Raw genomic sequence first — 24,328 nt, forward strand, 5'->3', positions numbered from 1 at the left:
GTGACCTTGGCCATGAACGGGACCGATCGTCGCTGATCGTGACGGGACGGTTCTGGACCGTGAAATGTGCCGAGTTCTCGGGGTGGCGGTCGGTTGTCAGTGGGGCGCCCTAAACTCGGAGAGCGATGAGCAGCCTCTTTGACGACAGCTTCCTGGCGGATCTCAAGGCCCCTCCGGCCCACGAGGAAGAGCCCCCGCCGCCGCCCGACGACGAGTACGGACCGGAGCAGGCTCCGGACGACCTGTTCGACGGGCAGTTCGGCGTGCCCGCGAGCAGGGACGCCTACTACCGGGACGGCGCCCCGCGCCCCGCGGTGGACCCGGCCGCACTCCTGGACGGACTGAACGAGAACCAGCGCGCGGCCGTCGTCCACTCCGGCAGCCCGCTGCTCATCGTGGCCGGCGCGGGCTCAGGCAAGACCCGCGTGCTCACCCACCGCATCGCCCATCTGCTCGGCGAGCGGAATGTGCACCCGGGCCAGATCCTCGCGATCACCTTCACCAACAAGGCCGCGGGCGAGATGAAGGAGCGCGTCGAGCACCTCGTCGGCCCGCGCGCCAACGCGATGTGGGTGATGACCTTCCACAGCGCGTGTGTGCGCATCCTGCGCCGCGAGTCGAAGAAGCTTGGCTTCACGTCCTCGTTCTCGATCTACGACGCCGCCGACTCCAAGCGGTTGATGGCCCTGGTCTGCCGCGACCTGGACCTCGACCCGAAGCGCTTCCCCCCGAAGTCCTTCAGCGCCAAGATCTCGAACCTGAAGAACGAGCTGATCGACGAGGAGGATTTCGCCGCCCAGGCCACCGACGGTTTCGAGAAGACCGTCGCCCAGGCCTACGCGATGTACCAGTCGCGGCTGCGCGAGGCCAACGCCCTCGACTTCGACGACCTGATCATGACGACGGTCAATCTGCTGCGCGCCTTCCCGGACGTCGCCGAGCACTACCGCCGCCGCTTCCGGCACGTCATGGTCGACGAGTACCAGGACACCAACCACGCCCAGTACGCCCTGGTGCGCGAGCTGGTCGGGACGGGCGCGCACGACGAGGACGTACCGCCCGCCGAGCACGACCTGCCCCCCGCCGAGCTGTGCGTCGTGGGTGACGCGGACCAGTCGATCTACGCCTTCCGGGGTGCGACGATCCGCAACATCCTCCAGTTCGAGGAGGACTACCCGAACGCGACGACGATCCTCCTGGAGCAGAACTACCGCTCCACGCAGACGATCCTCTCCGCCGCCAACGCGGTCATCGAGCGCAACGAGTCCCGCCGCCCCAAGAACCTGTGGACCAACGCGGGCGCGGGCGCGCAGATCACCGGCTATGTCGCGGACACCGAGCACGACGAGGCGCAGTTCGTCGCCGAGGAGATAGACCGTCTCACCGACGCGGGCGAGGCCAAGGCCTCGGACGTCGCCGTCTTCTACCGGACGAACGCCCAGTCCCGTGTTTTCGAGGAGATCTTCATCCGCGTCGGCCTGCCCTACAAGGTCGTCGGCGGCGTCCGCTTCTACGAGCGCAAGGAGGTCCGGGACGTCCTGGCCTACCTCCGTGTGCTGGCCAACCCGGAGGACGCGGTCCCGCTGCGCCGCATCCTGAACGTGCCCAAGCGCGGCATCGGCGAGCGCGCCGAGGCGATGATCGACGCCCTCTCGCAGCGCGAGAAGATCAGCTTCCCGCAGGCGCTGCGCCGCGTCGACGAGGCGTACGGCATGGCCGCGCGGTCGACGAACGCGGTCAAGAAGTTCAACACGCTGATGGAGGACCTCCGCACGATCGTCGAGTCCGGCGCCGGCCCGGCCACGGTCCTGGAGGCCATCCTCGAACGCACCGGCTATCTCGCCGAGTTGCAGGCCTCCACCGACCCCCAGGACGAGACCCGCATCGAGAACCTCCAGGAACTCGCCGCCGTAGCCCTGGAGTTCGAGCAGGAGAACAGTGAAGGGGACGGCGAGAGCGAGACGCCCGTGGGGCTCGCCGCCTTCCTGGAGCGGGTGGCACTCGTCGCCGACTCGGACCAGATCCCCGACGAGGACGAGGACGGCTCCGGAGTCATCACCCTGATGACTCTCCACACCGCCAAGGGACTTGAGTTCCCGGTCGTCTTCCTCACCGGCATGGAGGACGGCGTCTTCCCGCACATGCGCGCCCTCGGCCAGACCAAGGAGCTGGAGGAGGAGCGGCGCCTCGCGTACGTGGGCATCACGCGCGCGCGGGAACGCCTGTACCTCACCCGCTCCTCGCTGCGCAGCGCCTGGGGACAGCCGTCGTACAACCCGCCCTCCCGCTTCCTGGAGGAGATCCCGGCCGCGCATGTGGAGTGGAAGCGGACCGGCGCCATGGCCGCCCCGCCGTCCACCGGTCCGGCCTCGGGCATCGCGGCCTCGCTGTCCTCGTCCCGTTCGCGTTCCTCGGCGTCGGGCGCGTCGGGCTTCGCCACCCGCAGGACCTCGGAGAAGCCGGTCGTCGCGCTGGCCGTCGGGGACCGGGTCACACACGACCAGTTCGGCCTCGGCACGGTGGTCGGTGTGAAGGGCACGGGAGCGAACGCGGAGGCGACCGTCGACTTCGGGGAGCCCAAGCCGAAGCGGCTGCTGCTGCGGTACGCGCCGGTGGAAAAGCTGTAGGCGGAGCGGGAGTTACGTCGGGTCGAGCCCGTGGCTGCGAAGCCACGGGAGCGGGTCGACCGCCGCGCCGCCCGCCGGGCGCACCTCGAAGTGCAGGTGCGGGCCGGTGGAGTTGCCGGAGTTCCCGGAGTACGCGATCGGGTCGCCGGCCTTCACCGTCGTACCGGAAGCGACCCGGTAGCTGGAGAGGTGGCAGTACCAGGTCTGCGTGCCGTCCTTCGCGGTCAGGATCAGCATGTTGCCGTAGGCGCTGTTCCACTTGGTGCTGACGACACCGTCCGTCGCGGCCATCACCGTCGTGCCGTACGACACGGGGAAGTCGATTCCGGTGTGCACGGACATCCAGTTGACGCCGGCCTGGCCGAAGTAGGCGCTCAGGCCCTTCTGCGTGACCGGGAGCACGTACTTGGGGCGCAGCCGTTCCTTGCGGGCCGCCTCCGCCGCCGCCTTCTTCTTGTCGGCTTCCTGCTGGGCCTTGAGGTCGATACGTTCCTGCGTACGGCTGGCCCGGTCGGCGAAGTCGTCGGCACCCGCCGAGAGGCTCTTGATCTGGGCGTCCAGCTTGTTGTTCGCGGTGGCCGGCTTCACGGTGGTCGCGTCGGAGGCGGAGGCCGTCGTGTCGCTGCCGCCACCGGTCAGCGTGCCGACGGACGCGGCGGCGATCCCGGCGACACCCATCACACACGCGGACGGTACGGCGATGGTCAGCAGCGCGGAGCGCTTCGGGGGCGTACGGCGCCGGGAGCGGCTGCCGCCCCGGGACGCGGCGCGCGAGGCGGCGGCCGGGGCCGGGGTGAACTCCTCCTGGTCTTCGAGGAGTTCGGGGTGAGACTGGGGCCCGTCCGGTGTCGACTCGGTCCCGTCGAGCGCGGACAGCTCGCCGGTGGCCGTCAACTCGCCGTTTTCCGGGGCGACTTCGTCGTACGTCTCGCCGTATGTCTCGTCGTAGGTCTCGCGGTACGTCTCTTCGTGCGAGGCCTGCTCGAAGGTGGTGGTCGCGTCGGCGGCCGTGCCGTCGGCGTTCCACTGTGTGGCGTCGTACGCGCCCGTGTCGAAGGCCTGCGTGCCCCATTCCCACTGCTGGGTCTGGTCGGCGGGGGCCGCGGTATGGGTCGCGGGGTCCGGCTGGAGCCAGGCGTTCGCGTCCCACTGGCCGCTGGTGTCGGGGCCGGCGCTCTGCGGCGGGATGGCGGAGAGCTGCTGGTAGTCGGCCGACCAGGCGTTGGTCTCGTAGGCGCCCGTGTCGTAGCCGGCGTGGTGCTGGGCGGCGTACGGGTCGTAGTTCAGGGTGTGTTGAGCACCCGTGGACCAGGCCGAGGAGTCGTAGGCGCCGGTGGTGTGCGGGCCGGCGTCATGGCCGTGGCCCGGCATGTCGCCGAAGAGGGGGTCGGTGGCGAAGCTCGCGGTGGCGTGGCCGCCGTCCGCGCCCGGGTGAAAACCCGTGGCGGTGTGGTCGCCGTACGTGGTGAAGTCACCGTACTGGGCATCCTGCCCGCCATAGGACGCGAATTGCGCCGAGGCGGCATCGGAAGCCGGGGCCGGGGTGGTCATGATTCCCGACGGGTGACGGTCGTTCACCAACTTCTCTTTCGCCGACAACAGGGGCTGCCAGAGCAGTGCGGCGACTGTACCCGGCGGTATGCGGGCGCGACAATCTTCGTCAGGTTTCGCGTCCGCCGGAAACGGGCATTCGGCCGTGTTTCGGGGGACGGCGGGCACGGGTTTGGCCTGGCGTTCGATTGGCGTTCGAGGTCTGAGGCTGTTCGGCGCTTGTCAACTCCTTGTGCGGATGCTTCGAAGGGCGTGGAAATGCTTCCCGCGTCGGTGGCCGGGTGCGTTGACTGGCGGTCGACGGCATCCGGCGTGGCGGACGTAGGGAGAGCGTGATGAGGATGTTGAAGCGTGTGGGGCTCGCCGCCGTGCTGGCCGCGGTGACCGTCGGCATCGTGGGCCCGGCTGCGTCGGCCGCCCCCATGCCCTGGGAGACCAGCCGCGCACACGGGTCGTCACCGGCACAGGGCGCGACGGTGGTCTCGGCCGGGGAGGTCGGCACGGTCACCGTCCTGTGCGGGAATCCTTGCTACCAGTAGGAGCGGTCAGGCCACCGTCAGGCCGCCCCGCTGGGTGGCGGCGGGGGCTTGCGTCCGTGGGGTGTCGAGGGCCTGGCGGATGCCGGTCGCGATGGTGGGGTGGACCGGGAGGGCCAGGTGGCCGATACCGCTGACCTGGACGTTCTGGGTGATCAGGTCGGGGTGGGTGATACAGGCCGTCTCCAGCGGGTCCATCAGGTGGTCGAGGTCGCTCCAGAAGCTGACGAAGTGCGTGCGGCAGCCTGGGGCGGGGCGGGTCAGCTCCTCGATCACGGGCGAGCCGGGCCGCATCTGGCGGACGATCGGGTGTGCGTTGGCCAGCGGGACGACGGCGGTGCCGGAGTGCGGGGTGCCGAGCGTCACGAGGGTGCGGACCCGCAGGTCGCCGCCGAGCCGCTGCACGTAGTACCGCGCGATCAGCCCGCCGAGACTGTGCCCGACGATGTCCACCTCCCTGCTGCCCGTGCGCTCGCAGATCTCCTCGATGTGCCGGCCCAGCAGCTCCGCCGCCGTGCGGATGTCGCAGGTCAGCGGCGAGTAGTTGAGCGACTCGACCTGCCGGCGGCCGTGCTCGGCCAGGGAACGGCGCAGCAGCACGAAGACCGAGCGGTTGTCGATGAACCCGTGCAGCAGGACCACCGGGGGGTTCGCCTCGGTCGGCAGCGGCGCCGCGTCCTCCGGGGAGGGGGCCGGAGGAAGCGGCGCCCGGCGTTCCTGGGCCATGCCGGACGGATAGAGGAGAAGGTGGCCCGCGAGGATCGCGATCTCCAGGGCGGTCGCTTTCAGGAGGGTCATGGAGAGGCCCGCCAGCCTGCTGGGCAGGAGGCGCTGGCAGAGGGGGAGAAAGGGCAGTGCAGCCCCGGTGACCTTCATGGCCGACCTCCTGTCGGCACACGGAACGACAGCTCCGTCCCCCGTGTGCCCTCGTGGGAGGCCACCGCGAAGGTTCCCGCGACCTCGTTGCGGCTCCCGTTGCGCTTGTTCCCGCTGGAACGCTGCGCGGTGAACGTGTCCCTTCGTGTGATTTCCCCCTCGGTATCCACCGCGAAACTGCCGGGTGCGGGATGCTGGAGATAACGTTCGTTCACTTCCCGCACTGAAGCGGGTACCGCGGTACCCGTCGGTAGGGATGCACGCAGTCGCTTCATGGAGGCAGTGATGGGTGTGGCAGCCGGTCCGATCCGCGTGGTGGTGGCCAAGCCGGGGCTCGACGGCCACGATCGCGGGGCCAAGGTGATCGCGCGGGCGCTGCGCGACGCCGGTATGGAGGTCATCTACACCGGCCTCCACCAGACCCCCGAGCAGATCGTCGACACCGCGATCCAGGAGGACGCCGACGCGATCGGCCTCTCCATCCTCTCCGGCGCCCACAACACTCTCTTCGCCGCCGTCATCGCGCTGCTCAGGGAGCGCGAGGCGGAGGACATCCTGGTCTTCGGCGGCGGGATCATCCCCGAGGCGGACATCGCCCCCCTGAAGGAGAAGGGCGTCGCGGAGATCTTCACCCCCGGGGCGACCACCCAGTCGATCGTGGACTGGGTGAGGGAGAACGTGCGACAGCCGGCCGGGGCGTAGGGCTCCCGGGAGACGGGGGTGCGCCGGACGCCTGTCTTCTACGCCGCCCCCAACTCCTCCGCCATCGCCGCCCGCAGCCGCAACGTAGTGACGAGCCGCTGGAACGCCTCCGCCCAATAACCCCCCGCCCCCGGCGCCGCGTCCTCCGACTCGTCCGGCACCGCCAGCAGCCCGTCGAGCCGACTCGCCTCCGCCGGATCGAGACACCGCTCGGCCAGCCCCATCACCCCACTGAAGCTCCATGGATAACTCCCCGCGTCCCGCGCGATATTGAGCGCGTCCACCACAGCCCGCCCCAGCGGCGCGGCCCACGGCACCGCGCACACCCCGAGCAGTTGGAACGCCTCGGACAGCCCCTGTGCCGCGATGAACCCGGCCACCCATTCGGCCCGTTCGTCCCCGCCGAGCGTGCCCAGCAGCTTGGCGCGTTCGGCCAGGGACACCGCGCCCGGCCCGCCTGCCTCGGGCGCCGACGGGGTGCCGAGCAGCGCCCGGGACCACTCGGCGTTCCGCTGCCGCACCGCCGCCCGGCACCACGCCGCGTGCAGTTCGCTCCGCCAGTCGTCCGCCACCGGGAGCGCCACGATCTCCCTGGGTGTACGCCCGCCGAGCCGCCGCTCCCAGGTCCCGAGCGGTGTCGCCTCCACCAACTGGCCCAGCCACCACGAGCGTTCACCCCGTCCCGTCGGAGCCTTGGCGACCACACCGTCCCGCTCCATGCCCGGGTCGCACTCGTGCGGTGCCTCGACGACCAGGCCCGGTTCCGCGCTTGTACGGTCGACGGCCACGCAGGCCGACGCACGGACCGCCATCCGTGCGGCGAGTGCCGAGTCCGGGAGCGCCGACAGCAATTCCGCCGCCGTGGCCCGGACGTTGCGGCTCCGGTCGGCCAACGCCTGCTCCAGGAACGGCTCGTCCTCGGCCGCGAGGCCGGTCCGCAGCGAGTCGAGGAACATCAGCCGGTCCTCCGCCCGCTCCGTCGTCCAGGTCGTGACGAGCAACTCACGTGCAGCGTCCGGTCGTTGTGCGCGTATCGCCGCGAGCAGGGCGACCCGCTCGGCGAACAGCCCCTCCTGCCACAGTTGTCGGACCCCATCCGGGTCGTCGAGGTCCGGCAGGGCCGCGCCGCCGCCCGGGGTCGCGCGCAGGGCGAACCGCCAGTCCGCGTTCAGCCGGGCCAGCCACAGCGCGCGCGGGCCCGCGAACTCCAGCGCCGCCGGCCGCAGATCCGTACGCCCCCGGGCCGCGTCCAGCAGCGCGGGCAGGGCCTGGACGGGGGCGGCGAATCCGCGCGCGTTGGCCGCCGCGAGCCACTGGGGCAGCAACTCCATGAGATCCGGTGAGGTGCCCCTACGGCCCCCGCCGCCCGCACCGGGACGGTCGGCCAGGAGCATCGCCAGCCTGCGGGCCGCCGCCGCGGGCAGCGCCGGACGTGCGTCGGGGGCGGCCGGCTCCGGGCGCTCCGCCGCCCGCGCCGGACACAGCCCCGCCCGCCGCCGTACGGTCTCCACGGCCGCCGTGTCCAGCAGCACTACGGGTGCGTCCTGGCCCGGCGTGTGCCCCGGAGGTGTACGGCGGTCCGTGCCGAGCAGTGCCGTGGTGACGAGTTCCTCCCAGTCGCCCGCGGCGGAGGTGCTGTTCATGCCGTGCCTTTCCGTCGAGTTCGTGAGCGGGCTCAGCACAGGGACACCGGCTCTCCGGTCCCCTCCGGCCAGGCCGTCAGCGGGGTGAAGCCCCGGTGGCCCAGCTCGCCGAAGACCTTGACCGGGGCGCCTCCGGAGAGGGCGACCAGTCGCCACAGGCCGGGGCGGGAGCGGGCGGTGGGGGTGAGTGGGAGCGCCAAGTCCGCGTCGGCGTCCGCCAGTTGCCAGGAGTCGCCGTCGGGGGTCGGTATGACCCGGTCCAGCGTCACCGGGACCGCGTCCAGCCACGGGTCGTGCCGCAGCGCCTCCCCGTAGCGGGCGGCGGCCCGCGCCGTCGTCACCCCCTGCGGCCGCGCCGTCGTGGGAGAGGGCGGCGCGAACTGCTCGCCCAGGGCCGCCCGGAGCTGCCCGGCGCCCGGGAACGCGGACATCTCCGCCTCCAGGGCCAGTCCCACGGGCAGCGCCAACTCGGGGGCGCGGCCCGCCGCGCCGTAGGAGAGGAGCAGGCTCGTGCGGCCCGACTCCGTGCCGTACAGCCATATTCTTCGTGTCGTCAGTTTCGCGTCCGCCGTGTCGTACTGGGCCAGGACCAGCCAGCGGTCGCGCAGCGGCGGGCCGTCCGCCGAGCCGGGGAGGCCGATGCGGGAGCGGACCGTCGCCGCCAGGTCGTCGGGCAGTCGCTCGCGGCGCAGCCAGGCCTGGTCGAGGAGGTGGAGCAGGGCGCACTCCTCCAGCAGTCGGACCGGCCAGCCGGGGCCCGATGCCGGGATCGCCCCCAACTCCCTTGCCCGCGCGGCCAGTCCGGGGGCCTGGGCGTCGACCATGCGGGCCGCTGTCTCCTCCCACAGCGCGTACCCCGACTGCTCCGCCGAGGCCAGGCCGGTGCGCAGCAGGTCCGTCAGCCGCTGCTCCAACTCCGCCGTACCAGCGGTGATCCGCTCGGCCCGACGCTCCGCCCGGCGCCGCGCCGCCTCCGGATCAGCGGCGGACGGGGAACCGGACGCGCCCGCCGCCCGTTTCTCCTCCGTCCGCTTGCGCCGTCCCGCCAGCCACTCCTCGGCCCACCCCGGCGCCTGCCCCGGCGGCACCGCACCGTCCTCGCCCGCCCACAACAGCAGCAGTCCCAGCGCGTGTTTGCACGGGAACTTGCGGCTCGGACAACTGCACTTGTACGCCGGCCCCGCGGCGTCCGCGATGTCGATGACCGTCTGATACGGCTTGCTGCCACTGCCCTTGCACAGCCCCCACATCGTCCCCTCGTCAGAACTGCCCGCCTCGGACCACGGCCCCGCCGCCCCGAGCTTGCTTCCCGCTTTGCGTGACGCTGCGTCAGGCGCCAGTGCCAGCACCTGGTCAGCCGTCCAGCGCACCCCCTGCTGAGTCATGACATCGAAGGTAGATCCCGGCACTGACAATCGGTCCGCGAGCAGTCCGGCGGGCGGCCTCGCGCACACGTTTCCGCAGGTCAGAACGGATTGTCAGTGCCGTGGTGCACGGTGGACACCAGATCCGAACCGGCCGAGCTGGAGGGGGCCTCAGCCATGACTGTGTCCGTAGAAACCACGCCCGAGCGCGAGCACGAGAGCGCGCCGAACGAGGCGCTGCGCCCGCACGCCGAGGACGCCTTCGCGGCCGAACTCGCCGCGCTGGCCGCGCAGGACGACCGGCCGCGCCCGGTCCGCTGGAAGATGTCGCCGTGGGCGGTCGCCACCTATCTGCTCGGCGGCACGCTGCCGGACGGCACGGTGATCACACCCAAGTACGTCGGCCCGCGCCGCATCGTCGAGGTCGCCGTCACCACCCTCGCCACCGACCGCGCCCTGCTGCTGCTCGGCGTGCCCGGCACCGCCAAGACCTGGGTGTCCGAGCACCTCGCGGCAGCGGTCAGCGGCGACTCGACACTGCTGGTGCAGGGCACCGCCGGCACTCCGGAGGAGGCGATTCGCTACGGCTGGAACTACGCGCAGTTGCTCGCCAACGGGCCGAGCCGCGACGCCCTCGTGCCCAGCCCCGTCATGCGGGCCATGGCGGAGGGGATGACCGCGCGCGTCGAGGAGCTGACCCGCATCCCGGCCGACGTGCAGGACTCGCTGATCACGATCCTGTCCGAGAAGACGCTGCCCATACCGGAGTTGGGGCAGGAGGTGCAGGCGGTCCGCGGCTTCAACCTGATCGCCACGGCCAACGACCGCGACCGCGGGGTCAACGACCTCTCCAGCGCCCTGCGCCGCCGTTTCAACACGGTGGTGCTGCCGCTGCCGGAGAGCGCGGACGCCGAGGTCGAGATCGTCGCGCGCCGCGTCGACCAGATCGGCCGCTCGCTCGACCTGCCGTCGGTGCCCGAGGGCGTCGACGAGATCCGCCGGGTGGTGACCGTCTTCCGCGAGCTGCGCGACGGCATCACGGCGGACGGCCGGACGAAGCTGAAGTCGCCCAGCGGCACGCTGTCGACGGCCGAGGCGATCTCCGTCGTCACCAACGGCCTTGCCCTGGCCGCCCACTTCGGTGACGGACTGCTGCGGCCGGGCGATGTCGCCGCGGGCATCCTCGGCGCCGTCGTCCGCGATCCGGCCGCCGACCGGGTCATCTGGCAGGAGTACCTGGAGGCGGTCGTCCGGGAGCGCGACGGCTGGAAGGACTTCTACCGGGCCTGCCGCGAGGTGAGCGCGTGAGCCGGGCAGGGGACCCCGGTCGATTCGGCGGACCGGTCGACGACGACACCACATGGAGCTGGATCCGAAGGGGAGGGGGACGAAGTGAGCGGAGCTGAGCCGTTGTTGCTCGGGGTGCGGCACCACGGCCCCGGTTCGGCGCGGGCCGTGCGGGCGGCGCTGACGGCGGCCCGGCCACGGGTCGTGCTGATCGAGGGGCCGCCCGAGGCCGACGCGCTGATCCCGCTGGCCGCCGACGAGGACATGCGGCCGCCGGTCGCCCTCCTGGCCCACGCCGTGGACGAGCCGGGCCGCTCCGCCTTCTGGCCGATGGCCGAGTTCTCCCCGGAATGGGTCGCGATCCGCTGGGCCCTGGAGCACGAGGTCCCGGCCCGCTTCATCGACCTCCCGGCCACCCACACCCTGGCCTGGGGGAAGGACACGGAGGACGAGCCCACGGGGGATGCGGAGGAGTCGGAGCCGACCGACGAGTCCGCGCCTGACGTCCGCGTCGATCCCCTCGCCGTGCTTGCCGAGACCGCCGGATACGACGATCCGGAGCGCTGGTGGGAAGACGTGGTCGAGCACCGGGGGGTGGGGGAGCGGGACGCGTTCGCGCCGTTCACCGCGCTGGAGGAGGCCATGGGGGCGCTGCGCGAGACGTACGGGGTCGGCGGACACGACCGGGACCTCGTGCGCGAGGCGTACATGCGGCTCCAAGTGCGGGCGGCGCAGCGGGAGTTCGAGGACGGCGTGGCCGTGGTCTGCGGGGCCTGGCATGTGCCCGCGCTGCGACAGCGGACGCCTGTCGCGGCGGACCGCGCACTGCTGAAGGGGCTGCCCAAGGTCAAAACCGATCTGACCTGGGTGCCGTGGACGCACCGCCGGCTGTCCCGGGCCAGCGGGTACGGCGCGGGCATCGACTCGCCGGGTTGGTACGGCCATCTCTTCGGTGCGCAGGACCGGCCGATCGAGCGGTGGATGACCAAGGTGGCGGGGCTGCTGCGGGAGGAGGACCGGATCGTCTCCTCGGCCCATGTCATCGAGGCCGTACGGCTGGCGGAGACCCTCGCGGTGATGCGCGGCCGTCCCCTGCCGGGGCTCGGTGAGACCACCGACGCGGTGCGGGCGGTGCTGTGCGAGGGCTCGGACGTCCCGCTGTCGCTGGTGCACGACCGGCTCGTCGTCGGGGATGTGCTGGGCGAGGTGCCGCCGGGCGCGCCCGCCGTGCCGTTGCAGCGCGACCTCGACCGGTCGCAGCGCAGGCTACGGCTCAAACCGGAGGCGCTGGAGCGGGAGTTGGAGCTCGACCTGCGCAAGGAGACCGACGCCGGGCGCAGCAGGCTGCTGCACCGGTTGCGGCTGCTGCGTATCGAGTGGGGCGAGCCGGTCGCCTCGCGGGGGAGCACGGGCACGTTCCGGGAGACGTGGCGGCTGCGCTGGGAACCGGAGTTGGCGGTGCGGGTCGCCGAGGCGGGCGTGTGGGGCACCACCGTGCTCGCCGCGTCGACCGCCAAGGCGGAGGCGGACGCCGTCGGGGCGCAGAGCCTCGCCGACGTCACCGCGCTCGCCGAGCACTGCCTGCTGGCCGACCTGCCCGACGCGCTCCCGGTGGTGATGAAGGTCCTCGCCGACCGCGCGGCCCTCGACTCGGACGTCGGCCACCTCGCCCAGGCCCTGCCCGCCCTGGTCCGCTCCCTGCGCTACGGCGACGTACGCGGCACCGACACTCAGGCGCTGACAGAGGTCGCCGCGGGCCTCGCCGAGCGGGTCTTCGTCGGTCTGCCCCCGGCCTGCGCCGCCCTGGACACGGACGCCGCCGAGGAGATGCGGCGGCATGTGGACGCGGTGCACGGGGCGGTTGCCCTGCTGGACGACGTGCCCGGATCCGGGCACGGCGGCGCGGCCGGTCACCGTCACCTGCGCGACCGCTGGCGTGCCGTGCTGCGGACCCTCGCCGTGCGGGACACCGTGCCGGGGGTCATCCGTGGGCGAGCCGTGCGACTTCTGCTGGACGAGGGGGAGTTGGGGGCCGACGAGGCGGCGCGGCTGATGGGGCTGGTGCTCTCGCCCGGGACACCACCGGCGGACGCGGCCGCGTGGATCGAGGGCTTCGTCGGCGGCGGGGGCGGGCTGCTGCTCGTACACGACGAGCGTCTGCTCGGGCTGGTGGACGCGTGGCTGACCGGGGTGCCGGCGGAGGCGTTCACCGATGTGCTGCCGCTGCTGCGGCGCACGTTCTCGTCGTACGAGCCGGGGGTGCGCAGGACGCTCGGGGAGCTGGTGCGGCGCGGACCAGGAAAGGGGATGGGGGTGACGGCGACGGCTGCCGGGGTACCAGGGTTCGGCGCGGAACTGGACGCCGGGCGCGCGGACGCGGTGGTGCCGGTACTGCGGCTGCTGCTGGGGCTGGACGAGCTGGCGGGGAACACCGACAACGAGCTTGCGGGGGTGGCGGGATGACGACGAGCAACGGCAGGCAGGGCACGAGAAGGCCCGGGGAGAAGGCGCAGTCGGCGGGTGCCGGGCGCCGGGCCGAGGACCGACCGGCGGCGACCGTGCGGGTCGTACCGCTGTGGGAAGGGCTGAGCCAGGGGGTGCGCGGATGACGACCGAGACGGTCGGTGTCGGCAGGGCCGCGGACCCGGGCCAGGAGCGGTTGCGGCGCTGGCGGCTGGTGCTCGGGGGTGACGCGGCCGACGGTACCGGGTGTGAGCTGTCCGGGCAGGACGTCGCGATGGACGGGGCGCTCGCCGCGCTGTACGGCAGAGGGGACAAGGGGCGGCCGGGGAAGGACCGTTCGGCGGGGCTGGGGGCGTCGGCGCCGTCCGTCGCGCGCTGGCTCGGGGACATCCGGACGTACTTCCCCTCCTCCGTCGTCCAGGTCATGCAGCGCGACGCCATCGACCGGCTCGGGCTGTCCACGTTGCTCCTCGAACCGGAGATGCTGGAGGCGGTGGAGGCCGACGTGCATCTCGTCGGCACGCTGCTCTCCCTCAACAAGGCGATGCCGGAGACCACGAAGGAGACGGCGCGGGCGGTGGTGCGCAAGGTCGTCCAGGACCTGGAGAAGCGGCTCGCCACCCGCACCCGGGCCACCCTGACCGGCGCCCTGGACCGCAGTGCCCGTATCAACCGGCCGCGCCACCACGACATCGACTGGAACCGCACGATCGCGGCCAACCTCAAGAACTACCTGCCGGAGTACCGGACGGTCGTGCCCGAGCGGCTGATCGGATACGGACGCGCGTCCCAGTCCGTGAAGAAGGAAGTGATCCTCTGCATCGACCAGTCCGGGTCGATGGCGGCGTCCGTCGTCTACGCCTCCGTGTTCGGGGCGGTGCTGGCGTCCATGCGGTCGATCAACACCCGGCTCGTCGTCTTCGACACGGCGGTCGTCGACCTCACCGACCAGCTCGACGACCCGGTGGACGTGCTGTTCGGAACACAGCTCGGCGGCGGTACGGACATCAACAGGGCGCTCGCGTACTGCCAGTCGCAGATCACCCGGCCCGCGGAGACGGTGGTCGTGCTGATCAGCGACCTCTACGAAGGGGGGATCCGCAACGAGATGCTCAAGCGGGTCGCGGCGATGAAGGCGTCGGGGGTGCAGTTCGTGACCCTGCTCGCGCTGTCCGACGAGGGTGCGCCCGCCTACGACCGCGAACACGCCGCCGCGCTCGGTGCGTTGGGGGCGCCGGCGTTCGCGTGCACCCCCGACCTGTTCCCGGAGGTGATGGCGGCGGCGATCGAGAAGCGGCCGCTGCCGATACCGGACACGGTGTGACGAACGGGCTCGGGGCATAGGGGGGTTGCGCGTCCGAAGGCGGCCCGTGCAAGGATCGACGCCTCATGAACTGGCCCACCGCACTGCCCGGTGCCGCTCTGCGCGTGACGCGCACGGCGGTCGGGCGGCGTGCGCTGCAACTGGCGCTGCTGGTGGGCGGGTTGTTGGCGCTCGGCTTCCTGTGCGGAGGACAGGCGCAGGCGGCGGAGGGGGCGCCGGGGCAGCAGCCGGGGATACCGGCGGTGACTTCGGTGGTGAAGTCCCTCCCCGTCCCGGTGCAGGTCCCGGTGCGGGCCCCGGCGCAGGTCCCCGTTCTCGCTCCGGTGCTGGCTCCGGTCACGGACACCGTGGAGCGGGTTGTACAGCCCGTGAGCGACGTGGTGGAGAAGACGGTGACCGAGGTGCTGACCAAGGCACCCACGTTGCCGACGTTGCCCTCGCTCCCCAGCGCGCCGACCCAGCCGGTCCAACCGACCCAGCCGACGCAACCGAGTCAGCCGGGGCTTCCCGCGCGGACACCTCCGGCGCACACGGTGCCCGCGGCGCCCGCCCCGACTCGTAAAGCCGACTCTGCTCCGGCTCCCGTCGACGTGACCGTCAACGCCTCCCGCACCTCCCACGCCTCGTACGGGCCGCACCCCGTCGCCGATGTCGCGGTTGCCGTACCGCACCACCCCGACGCGCATCGCGCGAGGCCCGGACCCGCGCCCACGCACCAGGCGCCGAACGGCGACCCCGATGGTGCGCTGGGCAACCAGTCGGCCGTGGACAGCGGCACCTCGCGGCACTGTGACGCGCACGCCGTGACCTCGGAGAACCCCGTGCCCGTGCGATTCGTGCCCGGTGTCGCCGCGCGTGTGGACGCGGCCGAGACCCGGGACAGATACCGGGACATTCCCGTTTTCCCGGGCTAGCCAGGCCCTTCCCGGCAGGTGGCCCGCGTCCAGGACGCACGGGCCGCACGCAATGTCTGCACCCGGACCGGCCGCGCGGTGGAACCGCGACAGGCCGTCCGGCGCCGGGAGCAACCGACTCCGTGAGGCAGTGACCCCGGACGGTCGAAAGCCATCGGTTTGTCCGGGGCGAATCTCACGGTTATGGGCGGAAGGGTTCTCATTGGGGTGGGAATCAGCCGTCCCGCACCCCTAAGGGGTCGTACAAGGGGCCTCACCGGGCCGACCCCAGTTCGGTGAGGCCCCGCACGAACGATCCGTGTACGGCACTCCGTGTCACGGAATCCGGCATCATGTGACAGGTATCACCGCTCAGGTGTGACCCTCGATTTAGGGGCCCTCCGCAACCAGCGATAACCTGCGAGACGGACATGCCGCGCGCTCGGTCACCGTGTGCGCCTCCCTTGTGACAGCGGACGTCACGTTGCCCTTCGCGGCACGCCCACGCATCCAACGAACCGCGAGATCACTGAGGACGGAAGCGCGTGGACCTGTTCGAGTATCAGGCGAGGGACCTCTTCGCCAAGCACGATGTACCGGTGCTGGCCGGTGAAGTCATCGACACGCCTGAGGCGGCCCGCGCAGCCACCGAGCGGCTCGGTGGCAAGTCCGTCGTCAAGGCCCAGGTGAAGGTCGGCGGCCGTGGCAAGGCCGGTGGCGTGAAGCTCGCCGCCACCCCGGACGAGGCCGTCGCGCGTGCGACGGACATCCTCGGCATGGACATCAAGGGCCACACGGTCCACAAGGTGATGATCGCCGAGACCGCGCCCGAGATCGTCGAGGAGTACTACGTCTCGTACCTCCTCGACCGCACCAACCGCACCTTCCTCGCCATGGCGTCCGTCCAGGGCGGCGTGGAGATCGAGGTCGTCGCGGAGGAGAACCCCGAGGCCCTCGCGAAGGTCCCGGTCAACGCCAACGAAGGCGTCTCCATCGAGAAGGCCCGGGAGATCGTCGCGCAGGCGAAGTTCCCGGCCGACGTCGCCGAGCAGGTCGCCGAGATCCTGGTGACGCTGTGGGACACCTTCGTCAAGGAGGACGCCCTCCTCGTCGAGGTCAACCCCCTCGCGAAGGTCGCCGACGGCCGTGTCATCGCCCTCGACGGCAAGGTCTCGCTGGACGAGAACGCCGAGTTCCGCCAGCCGGAGCACGAGGCGCTGGAGGACAAGGACTCGGCCAACCCGCTTGAGGCGGCGGCCAAGGCCAAGAACCTCAACTACGTCAAGCTCGACGGCGAGGTCGGCATCATCGGCAACGGCGCGGGTCTCGTCATGAGCACCCTGGACGTCGTCGCGTACGCCGGTGAGGCGCACGGTGGGGTCAAGCCCGCCAACTTCCTCGACATCGGCGGCGGCGCGTCCGCGGCCGTGATGGCGAACGGCCTGGAGATCATCCTCGGCGACCCGGACGTCAAGTCCGTGTTCGTCAACGTCTTCGGCGGCATCACCGCCTGCGACGAGGTCGCCAACGGCATCGTGCAGGCGCTGCAGCTCCTCGCGGACAAGGGCGAGGAAGTCACCAAGCCCCTCGTCGTCCGCCTCGACGGCAACAACGCCGAGTTGGGTCGCAAGATCCTCTCCGACGCCAACCACCCGCTGGTCCAGCGTGTGGACACCATGGACGGCGCGGCCGACAAGGCCGCCGAGCTCGCGGCTGCGAAGTAAGGGACGAGGGACAAAACAGCCATGGCTATCTTCCTCACCAAGGACAGCAAGGTCATCGTCCAGGGCATGACCGGCTCCACGGGCATGAAGCACACCAAGCTCATGCTGGCCGACGGCACGAACATCGTCGGTGGCGTCAACCCGCGCAAGGCGGGCACCACGGTCGACGTCGACGGCACCGAGATCCCGGTCTTCGGCACGGTCGCCGAGGCGATCGAGAAGACGGGCGCGAACGTATCCGTCCTCTTCGTACCGCCGGCCTTCTCCAAGGCCGCCGTGGTCGAGGCGATCGACGCCGAGATCCCGCTCGCGGTCGTCATCACCGAGGGCATCGCCGTCCACGACTCGGCCGCGTTCTACGCGTACGCCGTGGCCAAGGGCAACAAGACCCGGATCATCGGCCCGAACTGCCCCGGTCTCATCACCCCGGGCCAGTCGAACGCCGGCATCATCCCGGGCGACATCACCAAGCCGGGCCGCATCGGCCTGGTCTCGAAGTCCGGCACGCTGACGTACCAGATGATGTACGAGCTGCGGGACATCGGCTTCTCGTCCGCCGTCGGCATCGGTGGCGACCCGGTCATCGGTACGACGCACATCGACGCGCTCGCCGCGTTCGAGGCCGACCCCGACACCGACCTGATCGTGATGATCGGTGAGATCGGTGGCGACGCCGAGGAGCGGGCCGCGGACTTCATCGCGAAGAACGTGACCAAGCCGGTCGTCGGTTACGTCGCGGGCTTCACCGCGCCCGAGGGCAAGACCATGGGCCACGCCGGCGCCATCGTCTCCGGCTCCTCCGGCACGGCCGCCGCGAAGAAGGAGGCCCTCGAGGCCGCCGGCGTCAAGGTCGGCAAGACGCCGACCGAGACGGCGAAGCTGGCCCGAGAGATCCTGGCCGGCTGAAGCATTACCCGAACAGGCATCGCCTGAACGTGTAAGGGCCCGCACCTCCTCGGAGGCGCGGGCCCTTTGCACATGCTCACCTCGGCTCGGGCACCATCCGCTCCGGCCCGCTCGTCATCCCGCTCCGCAGCCGGTCCCGCAGTTCCACCTCCGCGTCCGACAACGCCCCCTGCACCACCCGCGGCGGCACCCCCTCCACCCGCTGACTCAACGGCACCGGCGGCTCGTAATGCGTGGGCGCGGTGTGCAGCGTGAGGGTCGTGGTGCCGATGACGGCGGCCGTCAGCGCGATCGCGGCCCGGGTCCAGAACTGGGTCCGGCGTTCGCCGACGACCCGTACCGTCGGCGGCTTGGCCGCGCGCAGCCGCTCGGTGGAGGCCAGTTCGGTCAGTCGCCGGTGCAGTTCGGCCGGGTCCGACAGCTCCGGGAGGTGCACGGCGATCGCCTCGCGCGCGTGCAGCAGCCGGTTCGCCGCGGCCGGCGTGCTCGCCTCCGTCTCCGCCGCGGTCTCCGCGAGCCCGAGCCCGACCCCGTCGTAGAGGAGGAGCGTGCGGCGGTACGACGGCGGGAGGCGCAGGAGTTCGGTCAGCAGGGCGCGGTCGGCGGTGTCGGGCGGCGGGGGCTCCGGGTGGCGGTATCTGGGGCGGAAGCGGTGCCAGGGGGAGAGGGCGTGTTCGTACGCCACCGCGCGCACCCAGCCGGCCGGGTCCCGGTCGACCGCCACCTCCGGCCAGCGCTCCCAGGCGACCTGGAAGGCCCGCTCCACGGACTCCCGCGCCAGCTCACGCCGCCCGGTCAGCAGATAGGCCTGCCGTACGAGGGCGGGTGCGCAGAACGCGTAGAGCGCGTCGAAGGCCTGAGCGGGCGTCAGGGGCGCGCGGGGCGGCTTCTCGATCGACAGGGGCACGAGAACGGGCTCGGACACCGGCTCGGGTACGGGGGTGTTCACCACCTTGACCAGCGACACCACCTCGGCCGGTGGCTCCTGCTGAGGTTCCGTCACCGTGGCTTCTTGTTCCAGGCTGGTGAGCAATTTCCCGTACGCCTCCCGTTTCCGGCCGCGTGGTGTGGTGCGGCCGGTCTCCCACGAGCGCACCGTCTCGCGGCTGACGCCCATCCGCGCGGCGACCTGAGCCTGCGTCAGCGAGCCCGCCTCGCGCAGGCGTCGGCGTTCCTTGGGCGGAGGGAGCGGGGTTGCAGGGTTCTGCGTCACCGGGCGCCCCTTCGTACGAAAAAGTACATAAATGTATATTGAGCGACACTTCGGGGGTTCGCCTGTTACGACGGAAAAGCGCGTGTCGTTGGGAGCATGGCGGTCGTGATGCCGATGACCCACCGCCGACCGTCGTTGTCGCCCCTGCTCACCCGGATGCGCGACCGATCCCCCGGACTGGCCGCCAGCCTCCTGGGTGGCGCGGTCGCGGCGGGGCTCGGGCTCGGTTCGTTCGCGGTGCTCGTGATGGTGCTGTGGATCAGCTCGCCGTACCCCGACAGCGGGCCCGGCGGCGCCCTGCACATGGCCGCCGCGCTGTGGCTCCTCGCGCACGGCGTCGAACTGGTCCGCGCCGACACCCTCTCCGGAGTCCCGGCCCCCGTGGGCGTCACCCCGCTGCTCCTCCTCGTCCTGCCAGTGTGGCTGCTGCACCGGGCGGCGCGGGACGCGGTGTTGGGAGGGGCGGACGACGACGCCGACACCGACATCCCGCCGGTGCCGGCCCGCACCGCCTGGACCGGTGTCGCCCTCGGCTATCTCGCCGTAGGCACCGCCGCCGCCCTGTACGCGTCCGGCGGCGAACTCTCCCCCTCCTGGAGCTGGACGGCGGTATGTCTGCCGCTGCTCGCCGCGGGCGCGGCCGGGTCGGGCGTGTGGACGGCGTACGGGCGCCCGCGCGAACCGGTGTTGAGCGTGCTGATCCTGCTGCCGGCCGGGCTGCGGCGGCTGGTCCTCGGCCCGGAGGCCCGCGCGTCCCGGGCCCGGATCGGTACGGCCGCGCGCGCCGCCGGACTCGGCACGTCGGTGCTGGTCGGAGGTGGCGCGCTGCTGCTCGCGGTGTCCCTGGTCTGGCACGGCGGCGCGGCCCGGACGTCCTTCCTCCAGTTGACGGAGGGGCTGTCGGGCCGGTTCGCCGTCCTGCTGCTCTGCCTCGCGCTGATCCCCAACGCGGCGGTGTGGTCCGCCTCTTACGGCCTCGGCCCCGGCTTCGCGCTCGGCGTCAGCCACACGGTCGCCCCGCTCGCCTCGGACCCGGCCCCCCTCCTCCCGCCGTTCCCACTCCTCGCGGCGGTCCCGGACGCGGGCACCGGAACCCCGCTGAACTGGCTGGCGGGGCTGGTGCCGGTGGCGGCCGGGGCGATGGCGGGGTGGTTCGTGGCGCGGGTGGCGGTCGGTCAACAGGGCGATGGCGAGGGCGAGTTGAAAGCCGCGAGCGGCTCACGGGGTGCGAGCGCCCCGGCGCCCTGGCCGCAGGGCCGTACCGCCGCCACCGCCCTGCTCGCCGCCGTCCTGTGTGCGGTGGCGCTGGCGCTGCTCGCGGAGTTGTCCGGCGGCCCGCTCGGGGGTGCCGCGCTCGCCCGGTTCGGGCCGGTGTGGTGGCAGACCGGGGGCGCGGCGCTGGGCTGGATCGCGGCGGTGGCGGTGCCCACGGCGGTGGGGCTGCGGGCCTGGCGACTGCGGGCACCCCGGGTGCCGAGGACGACACCGACACCGGCACCGGCACCGGCACCGGCACCGGCACCTGCGCCTGTGGTGGAGGGCTCGGGACGGCGCTGGTTCCGCGGGCCGTTCACCGTCGTCCGAGGCTGGTTCACCCGCAAGCCGAAGGAGACGCCGGTGCCCGTGCCGGTGCAGGCCTCCGTCGAGCAGCCGTACATCGCCTACGACCACGACCCCACGTTCGACCCGTACGACTTCCTGCCCGTCGACGTACCGCCGGAGCCCTCGCCCACCCCCTGGTACGACAACGCCTCCCGCGAGGACCGCTGGGCGGCCCTGAGGGAGGCGTCCACTCCACCGGAGCAGCCGGACGAAGCCGGGCCGCCCGAGCCGAACTGACCCGCGCCGTCCGTCAGTTGGCGGTGCCCAGCAACCCCCGCAGATCCTTCGGGAGGAGCTGGTTGCAGGACTGCTTGGCCTCGTTGGTGAGGGCGTCGTTTGCGCAGGTGTAGTAGTCGCTGTAGGCGAGCTGCGCGGCGAACATCGCGGCGACCAGGGCGATGGCGAGGACCGCGGTCACCACGCCGCTCACCGCCGCCGTCGTCTGGGGGCGGGCCTGTGCCTCGGGCACGGCCGGGGTGTCCGGGTCGGTGGGGCCGGACTTGGCCCGCAGGGCGCTGCCGCCCCAGTAGAGGGCCAGCGCGCCGAGCAGCAGGGCCACGTACGGCCAACTGAAGAGGGCGAAGAAGAAGGCCCACATACCGCTCAGCAGGGAGTAACGGGCGCGGCGCTGGGCCGGGTCCGTCGGGTCCCAGCGCATGCCGCCCTGGCCGGGACCGCCGCCGCCCGGGCCCTCGGGACCGCCCTGTCCGGTGGGGCCGCCGGGCCGCTGGCCGAAGCCGCCCTGTGACCGCCCCGGCTGCTGGTCGCTCCACTGGCTGCCCCACGGCGAACGACCGCCGTCACCCTGCGGGGTGTCGTCGCCGTCGCGACCCTCCGGGCGCCGTGGCTGCCACGGCCGGTCCGGGGCGTCCTCGGGCGGCGGCGCGAACGGATTGTCGTCCTGCCCCGCACCGCTCTTTCCCTCCGAGGGCGCGTCGGGCGGCGACGAGGGCCGCTCCCGGAGCAGCACCGACTGCGGGGGGAACGTGAGAAGTCGCAGACTGCGGTCCGGCATCAAATGAGCGTCTTCCCCTTGATGGATACGTCTGGTGGATACGTCTCTCGGGCACGAGCTGACACGAGCATTCGCTTCGTGAACGTGCCGTACGGCAGCCGCGTTCCCGAACCCGCTCGCCCCAGACGCTACCTTCCGGCCACGCCCCCGTCCCGTGGGGGCTGTCCGGTGTGCCGGTATCGTTGCTGACGGTCGGCCGCTTCGTAGACTTCCCCGTATCCCGGGGCGCGAAGCATTCGTATGAACGCACGAGTGGACGCACGAGTCGGCCGTACTGAAGACGCTCCCCCGAGAAAGGGCCCCGCCGTGGCCGCCAAGCCCGTGGCCAAGCGCCTTGTCGTGCTGGTCTCCGGATCCGGTACGAATCTGCAGGCGCTCCTCGACGCCGTCGAGACCGTCGGTGTCGAGGCGTACGGAGCCGAGATCGTGGCCGTGGGCGCGGACCGGGAGGGCATCGAGGGCCTCGCCCGTGCCGAGCGCGCCGGGCTGCCCACTTTCGTGTGCCGGGTGAAGGACTTCGCCACCCGCGAGGAGTGGGACGCGGCGCTGACCGCGGCGACCGCCGCGTACGAGCCCGACCTGATCGTGTCGGCCGGGTTCATGAAGATCGTGGGCAAGGAGTTCCTCGCCCTCTTCGGCGGCCGGGTCGTGAACACGCACCCCGCCCTGCTGCCCAGTTTTCCGGGAGCCCACGGCGTACGGGACGCGCTCGCGTACGGCGCCCGGGTCACCGGCTGCACCGTCCACTTCGTCGACGACGGCGTCGACACCGGGCCGATCATCGCTCAGGGCGTGGTCGAGATCCGGGACGAGGACGACGAGAGCGCTCTGCACGAGCGCATCAAGGAAGTCGAGCGAACGCTGCTCGTCGATGTCGTGGGGCGGCTCGCCCGCAACGGCTATCGCATCGAGGGACGAAAGGTAGTTATCCAGTGACCGCCGAGAGCAACAAGCGGGCCATCCGTCGCGCGCTGGTCAGCGTCTACGACAAGACCGGCCTGGAAGAGCTGGCGCGCGGCCTGCACGAGGCCGGCGTCGAGCTGGTCTCCACCGGGTCCACCGCCGGGCGGATCGCCGCCGCGGGCGTCCCCGTCACCAAGGTCGAGGAGCTGACCGGCTTCCCCGAGTGCCTGGACGGCCGGGTCAAGACCCTGCACCCCAAGGTGCACGCCGGCATCCTCGCCGACCTGCGTCTGGAGAGCCACCGTCAGCAGCTCGACGAGCTGGGCGTGGCCCCCTTCGACCTGGTGGTCGTCAACCTCTACCCGTTCCGGGAGACGGTCGCCTCGGGCGCGTCGCCCGACGAGTGCGTCGAGCAGATCGACATCGGCGGTCCGTCGATGGTCCGCGCCGCCGCCAAGAACCACCCCTCGGTCGCCGTGGTCACCAGCCCGGCCCGCTACGCGGACGTGCTGAACGCCGTACAGAACGGTGGTTTCGACCTCACCACCCGCAAGCGGCTCGCGGCGGAGGCCTTCCAGCACACGGCGTCGTACGACGTGGCGGTGGCGAGCTGGTTCGCGAGCGCGTACGCGCCCGTGGACGAGTCGCGGTTCCCCGACTTCCTCGGCGGTACCTGGGAGCGGGAGAACACCCTTCGCTACGGCGAGAACCCGCACCAGCCGGCCGCGCTGTACGTGTCCGCCGACGGCGGCGGGCTCGCGCAGGCCGAGCAGTTGCACGGCAAGGAGATGTCGTACAACAACTACACGGACACGGACGCCGCGCGCCGGGCCGCGTACGACCACGCCGAGCCCTGTGTCGCGATCATCAAGCACGCCAACCCGTGCGGTATCGCGGTCGGTTCGGATGTCGCCGAGGCGCACCGCAAGGCTCACGCGTGTGACCCGCTGTCGGCGTTCGGCGGGGTGATCGCGGTCAACCGGCCGGTCAGCAAGGAGCTGGCCGAGCAGGTAGCCGAGATCTTCACCGAGGTCATCGTCGCGCCCGACTACGAGGACGGCGCGCTGGAGATCCTCGCCAAGAAGAAGAACATCCGGGTGCTGAAGGCCGCGGGCGCTCCGACGAACTCCGTCGAGCTGAAGCCGATCGACGGCGGAGTGCTGCTCCAGGTCGCCGACCGCCTCCAGGCCGACGGCGACGACCCGGCCAACTGGACGCTGGCGACGGGCGAGGCGCTGTCCGCGTCCGACCTCGCCGACCTCGCCTTCGCCTGGAAGGCCTGCCGCGCGGTGAAGTCCAACGCGATCCTGCTCGCCAAGGACGGGGCCTCGGTCGGCGTCGGCATGGGCCAGGTCAACCGCGTGGACTCCGCGAAGCTGGCGGTCGAGCGGGCGGGCCAGGAGCGGGCTCAGGGTTCGTTCGCCGCGTCGGACGCGTACTTCCCGTTCCCGGACGGCCTGGAGGTCCTCACCGACGCCGGCGTCAAGGCCGTGGTCCAGCCCGGCGGTTCGGTCCGCGACGAACTCAGCGTCGAGGCCGCGAAGAAGGCGGGCGTCACGATGTACTTCACGGGGACGCGGCACTTCTTCCACTAGGTCACCGTGGCGGCTGGGACCTGCCTTCGCAGCGGCGGGTCCTAGCCGTCGACCTCGTACTGGCCTACTCGCGATGAAGTACCGCAGGTCCTCACCGAGGCGGG

Annotated in this window: 19 protein-coding genes; 13 read left to right on the plus strand and 6 right to left on the minus strand. The window is 71.9% G+C overall.

Features of this window, described 5'->3' with window-relative positions:
• Positions 1–125: 125 nt before the first annotated feature.
• Complete coding sequence (gene pcrA, locus AB0M63_RS02070; RefSeq protein WP_355923771.1) at positions 126–2,627, plus strand: DNA helicase PcrA; 2,502 nt, start codon at positions 126–128, stop codon at positions 2,625–2,627.
• A gap of 12 nt (positions 2,628–2,639) precedes the next feature.
• Here pcrA and AB0M63_RS02075 read toward each other — a convergent pair whose 3' ends face one another.
• Positions 2,640–4,178: a M23 family metallopeptidase gene (locus AB0M63_RS02075; protein ID WP_366018515.1), complete on the minus strand. Its 1,539-nt coding sequence runs from the start codon at positions 4,176–4,178 to the stop codon at positions 2,640–2,642.
• 335 nt (positions 4,179–4,513) lie between these two features.
• Here AB0M63_RS02075 and AB0M63_RS02080 point away from each other — a divergent pair, with 335 nt between their 5' ends.
• Entirely contained in the window at positions 4,514–4,717 is a 204-nt protein-coding gene (locus tag AB0M63_RS02080) for a hypothetical protein (protein WP_355923773.1), read from the plus strand.
• 6 nt (positions 4,718–4,723) lie between these two features.
• Here the strand turns inward: AB0M63_RS02080 and AB0M63_RS02085 are convergent, their stop codons facing one another.
• Positions 4,724–5,590: an alpha/beta fold hydrolase gene (locus AB0M63_RS02085; RefSeq protein WP_366018048.1), complete on the minus strand. Its 867-nt coding sequence runs from the start codon at positions 5,588–5,590 to the stop codon at positions 4,724–4,726.
• 285 nt (positions 5,591–5,875) lie between these two features.
• Between AB0M63_RS02085 and AB0M63_RS02090 the strand changes: the two genes are divergently transcribed.
• The gene (locus AB0M63_RS02090) at positions 5,876–6,292 is read left to right on the plus strand and encodes a cobalamin B12-binding domain-containing protein (RefSeq protein ID WP_355923777.1); all 417 of its coding nucleotides are present in this window, start codon (positions 5,876–5,878) and stop codon (positions 6,290–6,292) included.
• A gap of 38 nt (positions 6,293–6,330) precedes the next feature.
• On the opposite strand, the gene AB0M63_RS02095 is transcribed toward AB0M63_RS02090, so the two are convergent.
• Together AB0M63_RS02095 and AB0M63_RS02100 are read right to left on the minus strand one after the other, a co-directional pair.
• A complete protein-coding gene (locus AB0M63_RS02095; protein ID WP_355923779.1) occupies positions 6,331–7,935 on the minus strand; it encodes a DUF5691 domain-containing protein in 1,605 nt (534 codons plus the stop codon).
• A 32-nt stretch (positions 7,936–7,967) separates the two neighbouring features.
• Complete coding sequence (locus tag AB0M63_RS02100; RefSeq protein ID WP_366018049.1) at positions 7,968–9,320, minus strand: SWIM zinc finger family protein; 1,353 nt, start codon at positions 9,318–9,320, stop codon at positions 7,968–7,970.
• Positions 9,321–9,476: 156 nt separating this feature from the next.
• Here AB0M63_RS02100 and AB0M63_RS02105 point away from each other — a divergent pair, with 156 nt between their 5' ends.
• From AB0M63_RS02105 to sucD, 7 genes are all read left to right on the plus strand, one after another.
• Positions 9,477–10,607 (plus strand): AAA family ATPase, encoded by a 1,131-nt coding sequence (locus AB0M63_RS02105; RefSeq protein WP_355923783.1) that lies wholly within the window; start codon positions 9,477–9,479, stop codon positions 10,605–10,607.
• Positions 10,608–10,691: 84 nt separating this feature from the next.
• Positions 10,692–13,049 carry a DUF5682 family protein gene (locus tag AB0M63_RS02110; RefSeq protein ID WP_366018050.1) on the plus strand — a complete coding sequence of 786 codons (2,358 nt, stop codon included), beginning with the start codon at positions 10,692–10,694 and terminating at the stop codon, positions 13,047–13,049.
• On the plus strand, positions 13,046–13,195 hold the full coding sequence (locus tag AB0M63_RS02115) for a hypothetical protein (protein WP_366018051.1): 150 nt from the start codon (positions 13,046–13,048) through the stop codon (positions 13,193–13,195). Before AB0M63_RS02110 ends, AB0M63_RS02115 begins: the two co-directional genes overlap by 4 nt.
• Positions 13,192–14,373, plus strand: a complete 1,182-nt coding sequence (locus AB0M63_RS02120) for a VWA domain-containing protein (protein ID WP_366018052.1) — start codon at positions 13,192–13,194, stop codon at positions 14,371–14,373. Before AB0M63_RS02115 ends, AB0M63_RS02120 begins: the two co-directional genes overlap by 4 nt.
• A 65-nt stretch (positions 14,374–14,438) precedes the next feature.
• A complete protein-coding gene (locus AB0M63_RS02125; RefSeq protein ID WP_366018053.1) occupies positions 14,439–15,287 on the plus strand; it encodes a hypothetical protein in 849 nt (282 codons plus the stop codon).
• A 524-nt stretch (positions 15,288–15,811) separates the two neighbouring features.
• Positions 15,812–16,990 carry an ADP-forming succinate--CoA ligase subunit beta gene (sucC, locus tag AB0M63_RS02130; RefSeq protein WP_355923793.1) on the plus strand — a complete coding sequence of 393 codons (1,179 nt, stop codon included), beginning with the start codon at positions 15,812–15,814 and terminating at the stop codon, positions 16,988–16,990.
• A gap of 21 nt (positions 16,991–17,011) precedes the next feature.
• Complete coding sequence (gene sucD, locus AB0M63_RS02135; protein WP_355923795.1) at positions 17,012–17,896, plus strand: succinate--CoA ligase subunit alpha; 885 nt, start codon at positions 17,012–17,014, stop codon at positions 17,894–17,896.
• A gap of 76 nt (positions 17,897–17,972) precedes the next feature.
• Here sucD and AB0M63_RS02140 read toward each other — a convergent pair whose 3' ends face one another.
• On the minus strand, positions 17,973–19,109 hold the full coding sequence (locus tag AB0M63_RS02140) for a sigma factor-like helix-turn-helix DNA-binding protein (RefSeq protein WP_366018054.1): 1,137 nt from the start codon (positions 19,107–19,109) through the stop codon (positions 17,973–17,975).
• A gap of 96 nt (positions 19,110–19,205) precedes the next feature.
• On the opposite strand from AB0M63_RS02140, the gene AB0M63_RS02145 reads away from it, so the two are divergent.
• On the plus strand, positions 19,206–20,948 hold the full coding sequence (locus AB0M63_RS02145) for a DUF6350 family protein (RefSeq protein ID WP_366018055.1): 1,743 nt from the start codon (positions 19,206–19,208) through the stop codon (positions 20,946–20,948).
• Positions 20,949–20,961: 13 nt separating this feature from the next.
• On the opposite strand, the gene AB0M63_RS02150 is transcribed toward AB0M63_RS02145, so the two are convergent.
• Complete coding sequence (locus AB0M63_RS02150; RefSeq protein ID WP_355923801.1) at positions 20,962–21,726, minus strand: hypothetical protein; 765 nt, start codon at positions 21,724–21,726, stop codon at positions 20,962–20,964.
• Positions 21,727–22,032: 306 nt separating this feature from the next.
• Between AB0M63_RS02150 and purN the strand changes: the two genes are divergently transcribed.
• Positions 22,033–22,662 (plus strand): phosphoribosylglycinamide formyltransferase, encoded by a 630-nt coding sequence (gene purN, locus AB0M63_RS02155; RefSeq protein ID WP_366018057.1) that lies wholly within the window; start codon positions 22,033–22,035, stop codon positions 22,660–22,662.
• Positions 22,659–24,224 carry a bifunctional phosphoribosylaminoimidazolecarboxamide formyltransferase/IMP cyclohydrolase gene (gene purH / locus AB0M63_RS02160; RefSeq protein ID WP_366018058.1) on the plus strand — a complete coding sequence of 522 codons (1,566 nt, stop codon included), beginning with the start codon at positions 22,659–22,661 and terminating at the stop codon, positions 24,222–24,224. The genes purN and purH overlap by 4 nt, the downstream gene beginning before the upstream one ends.
• Positions 24,225–24,328 lie beyond the last annotated feature (104 nt).

The sequence above is a fragment of the Streptomyces sp. NPDC051576 genome, from assembly GCF_040681835.1.
Classification (GTDB): domain Bacteria; phylum Actinomycetota; class Actinomycetes; order Streptomycetales; family Streptomycetaceae; genus Streptomyces.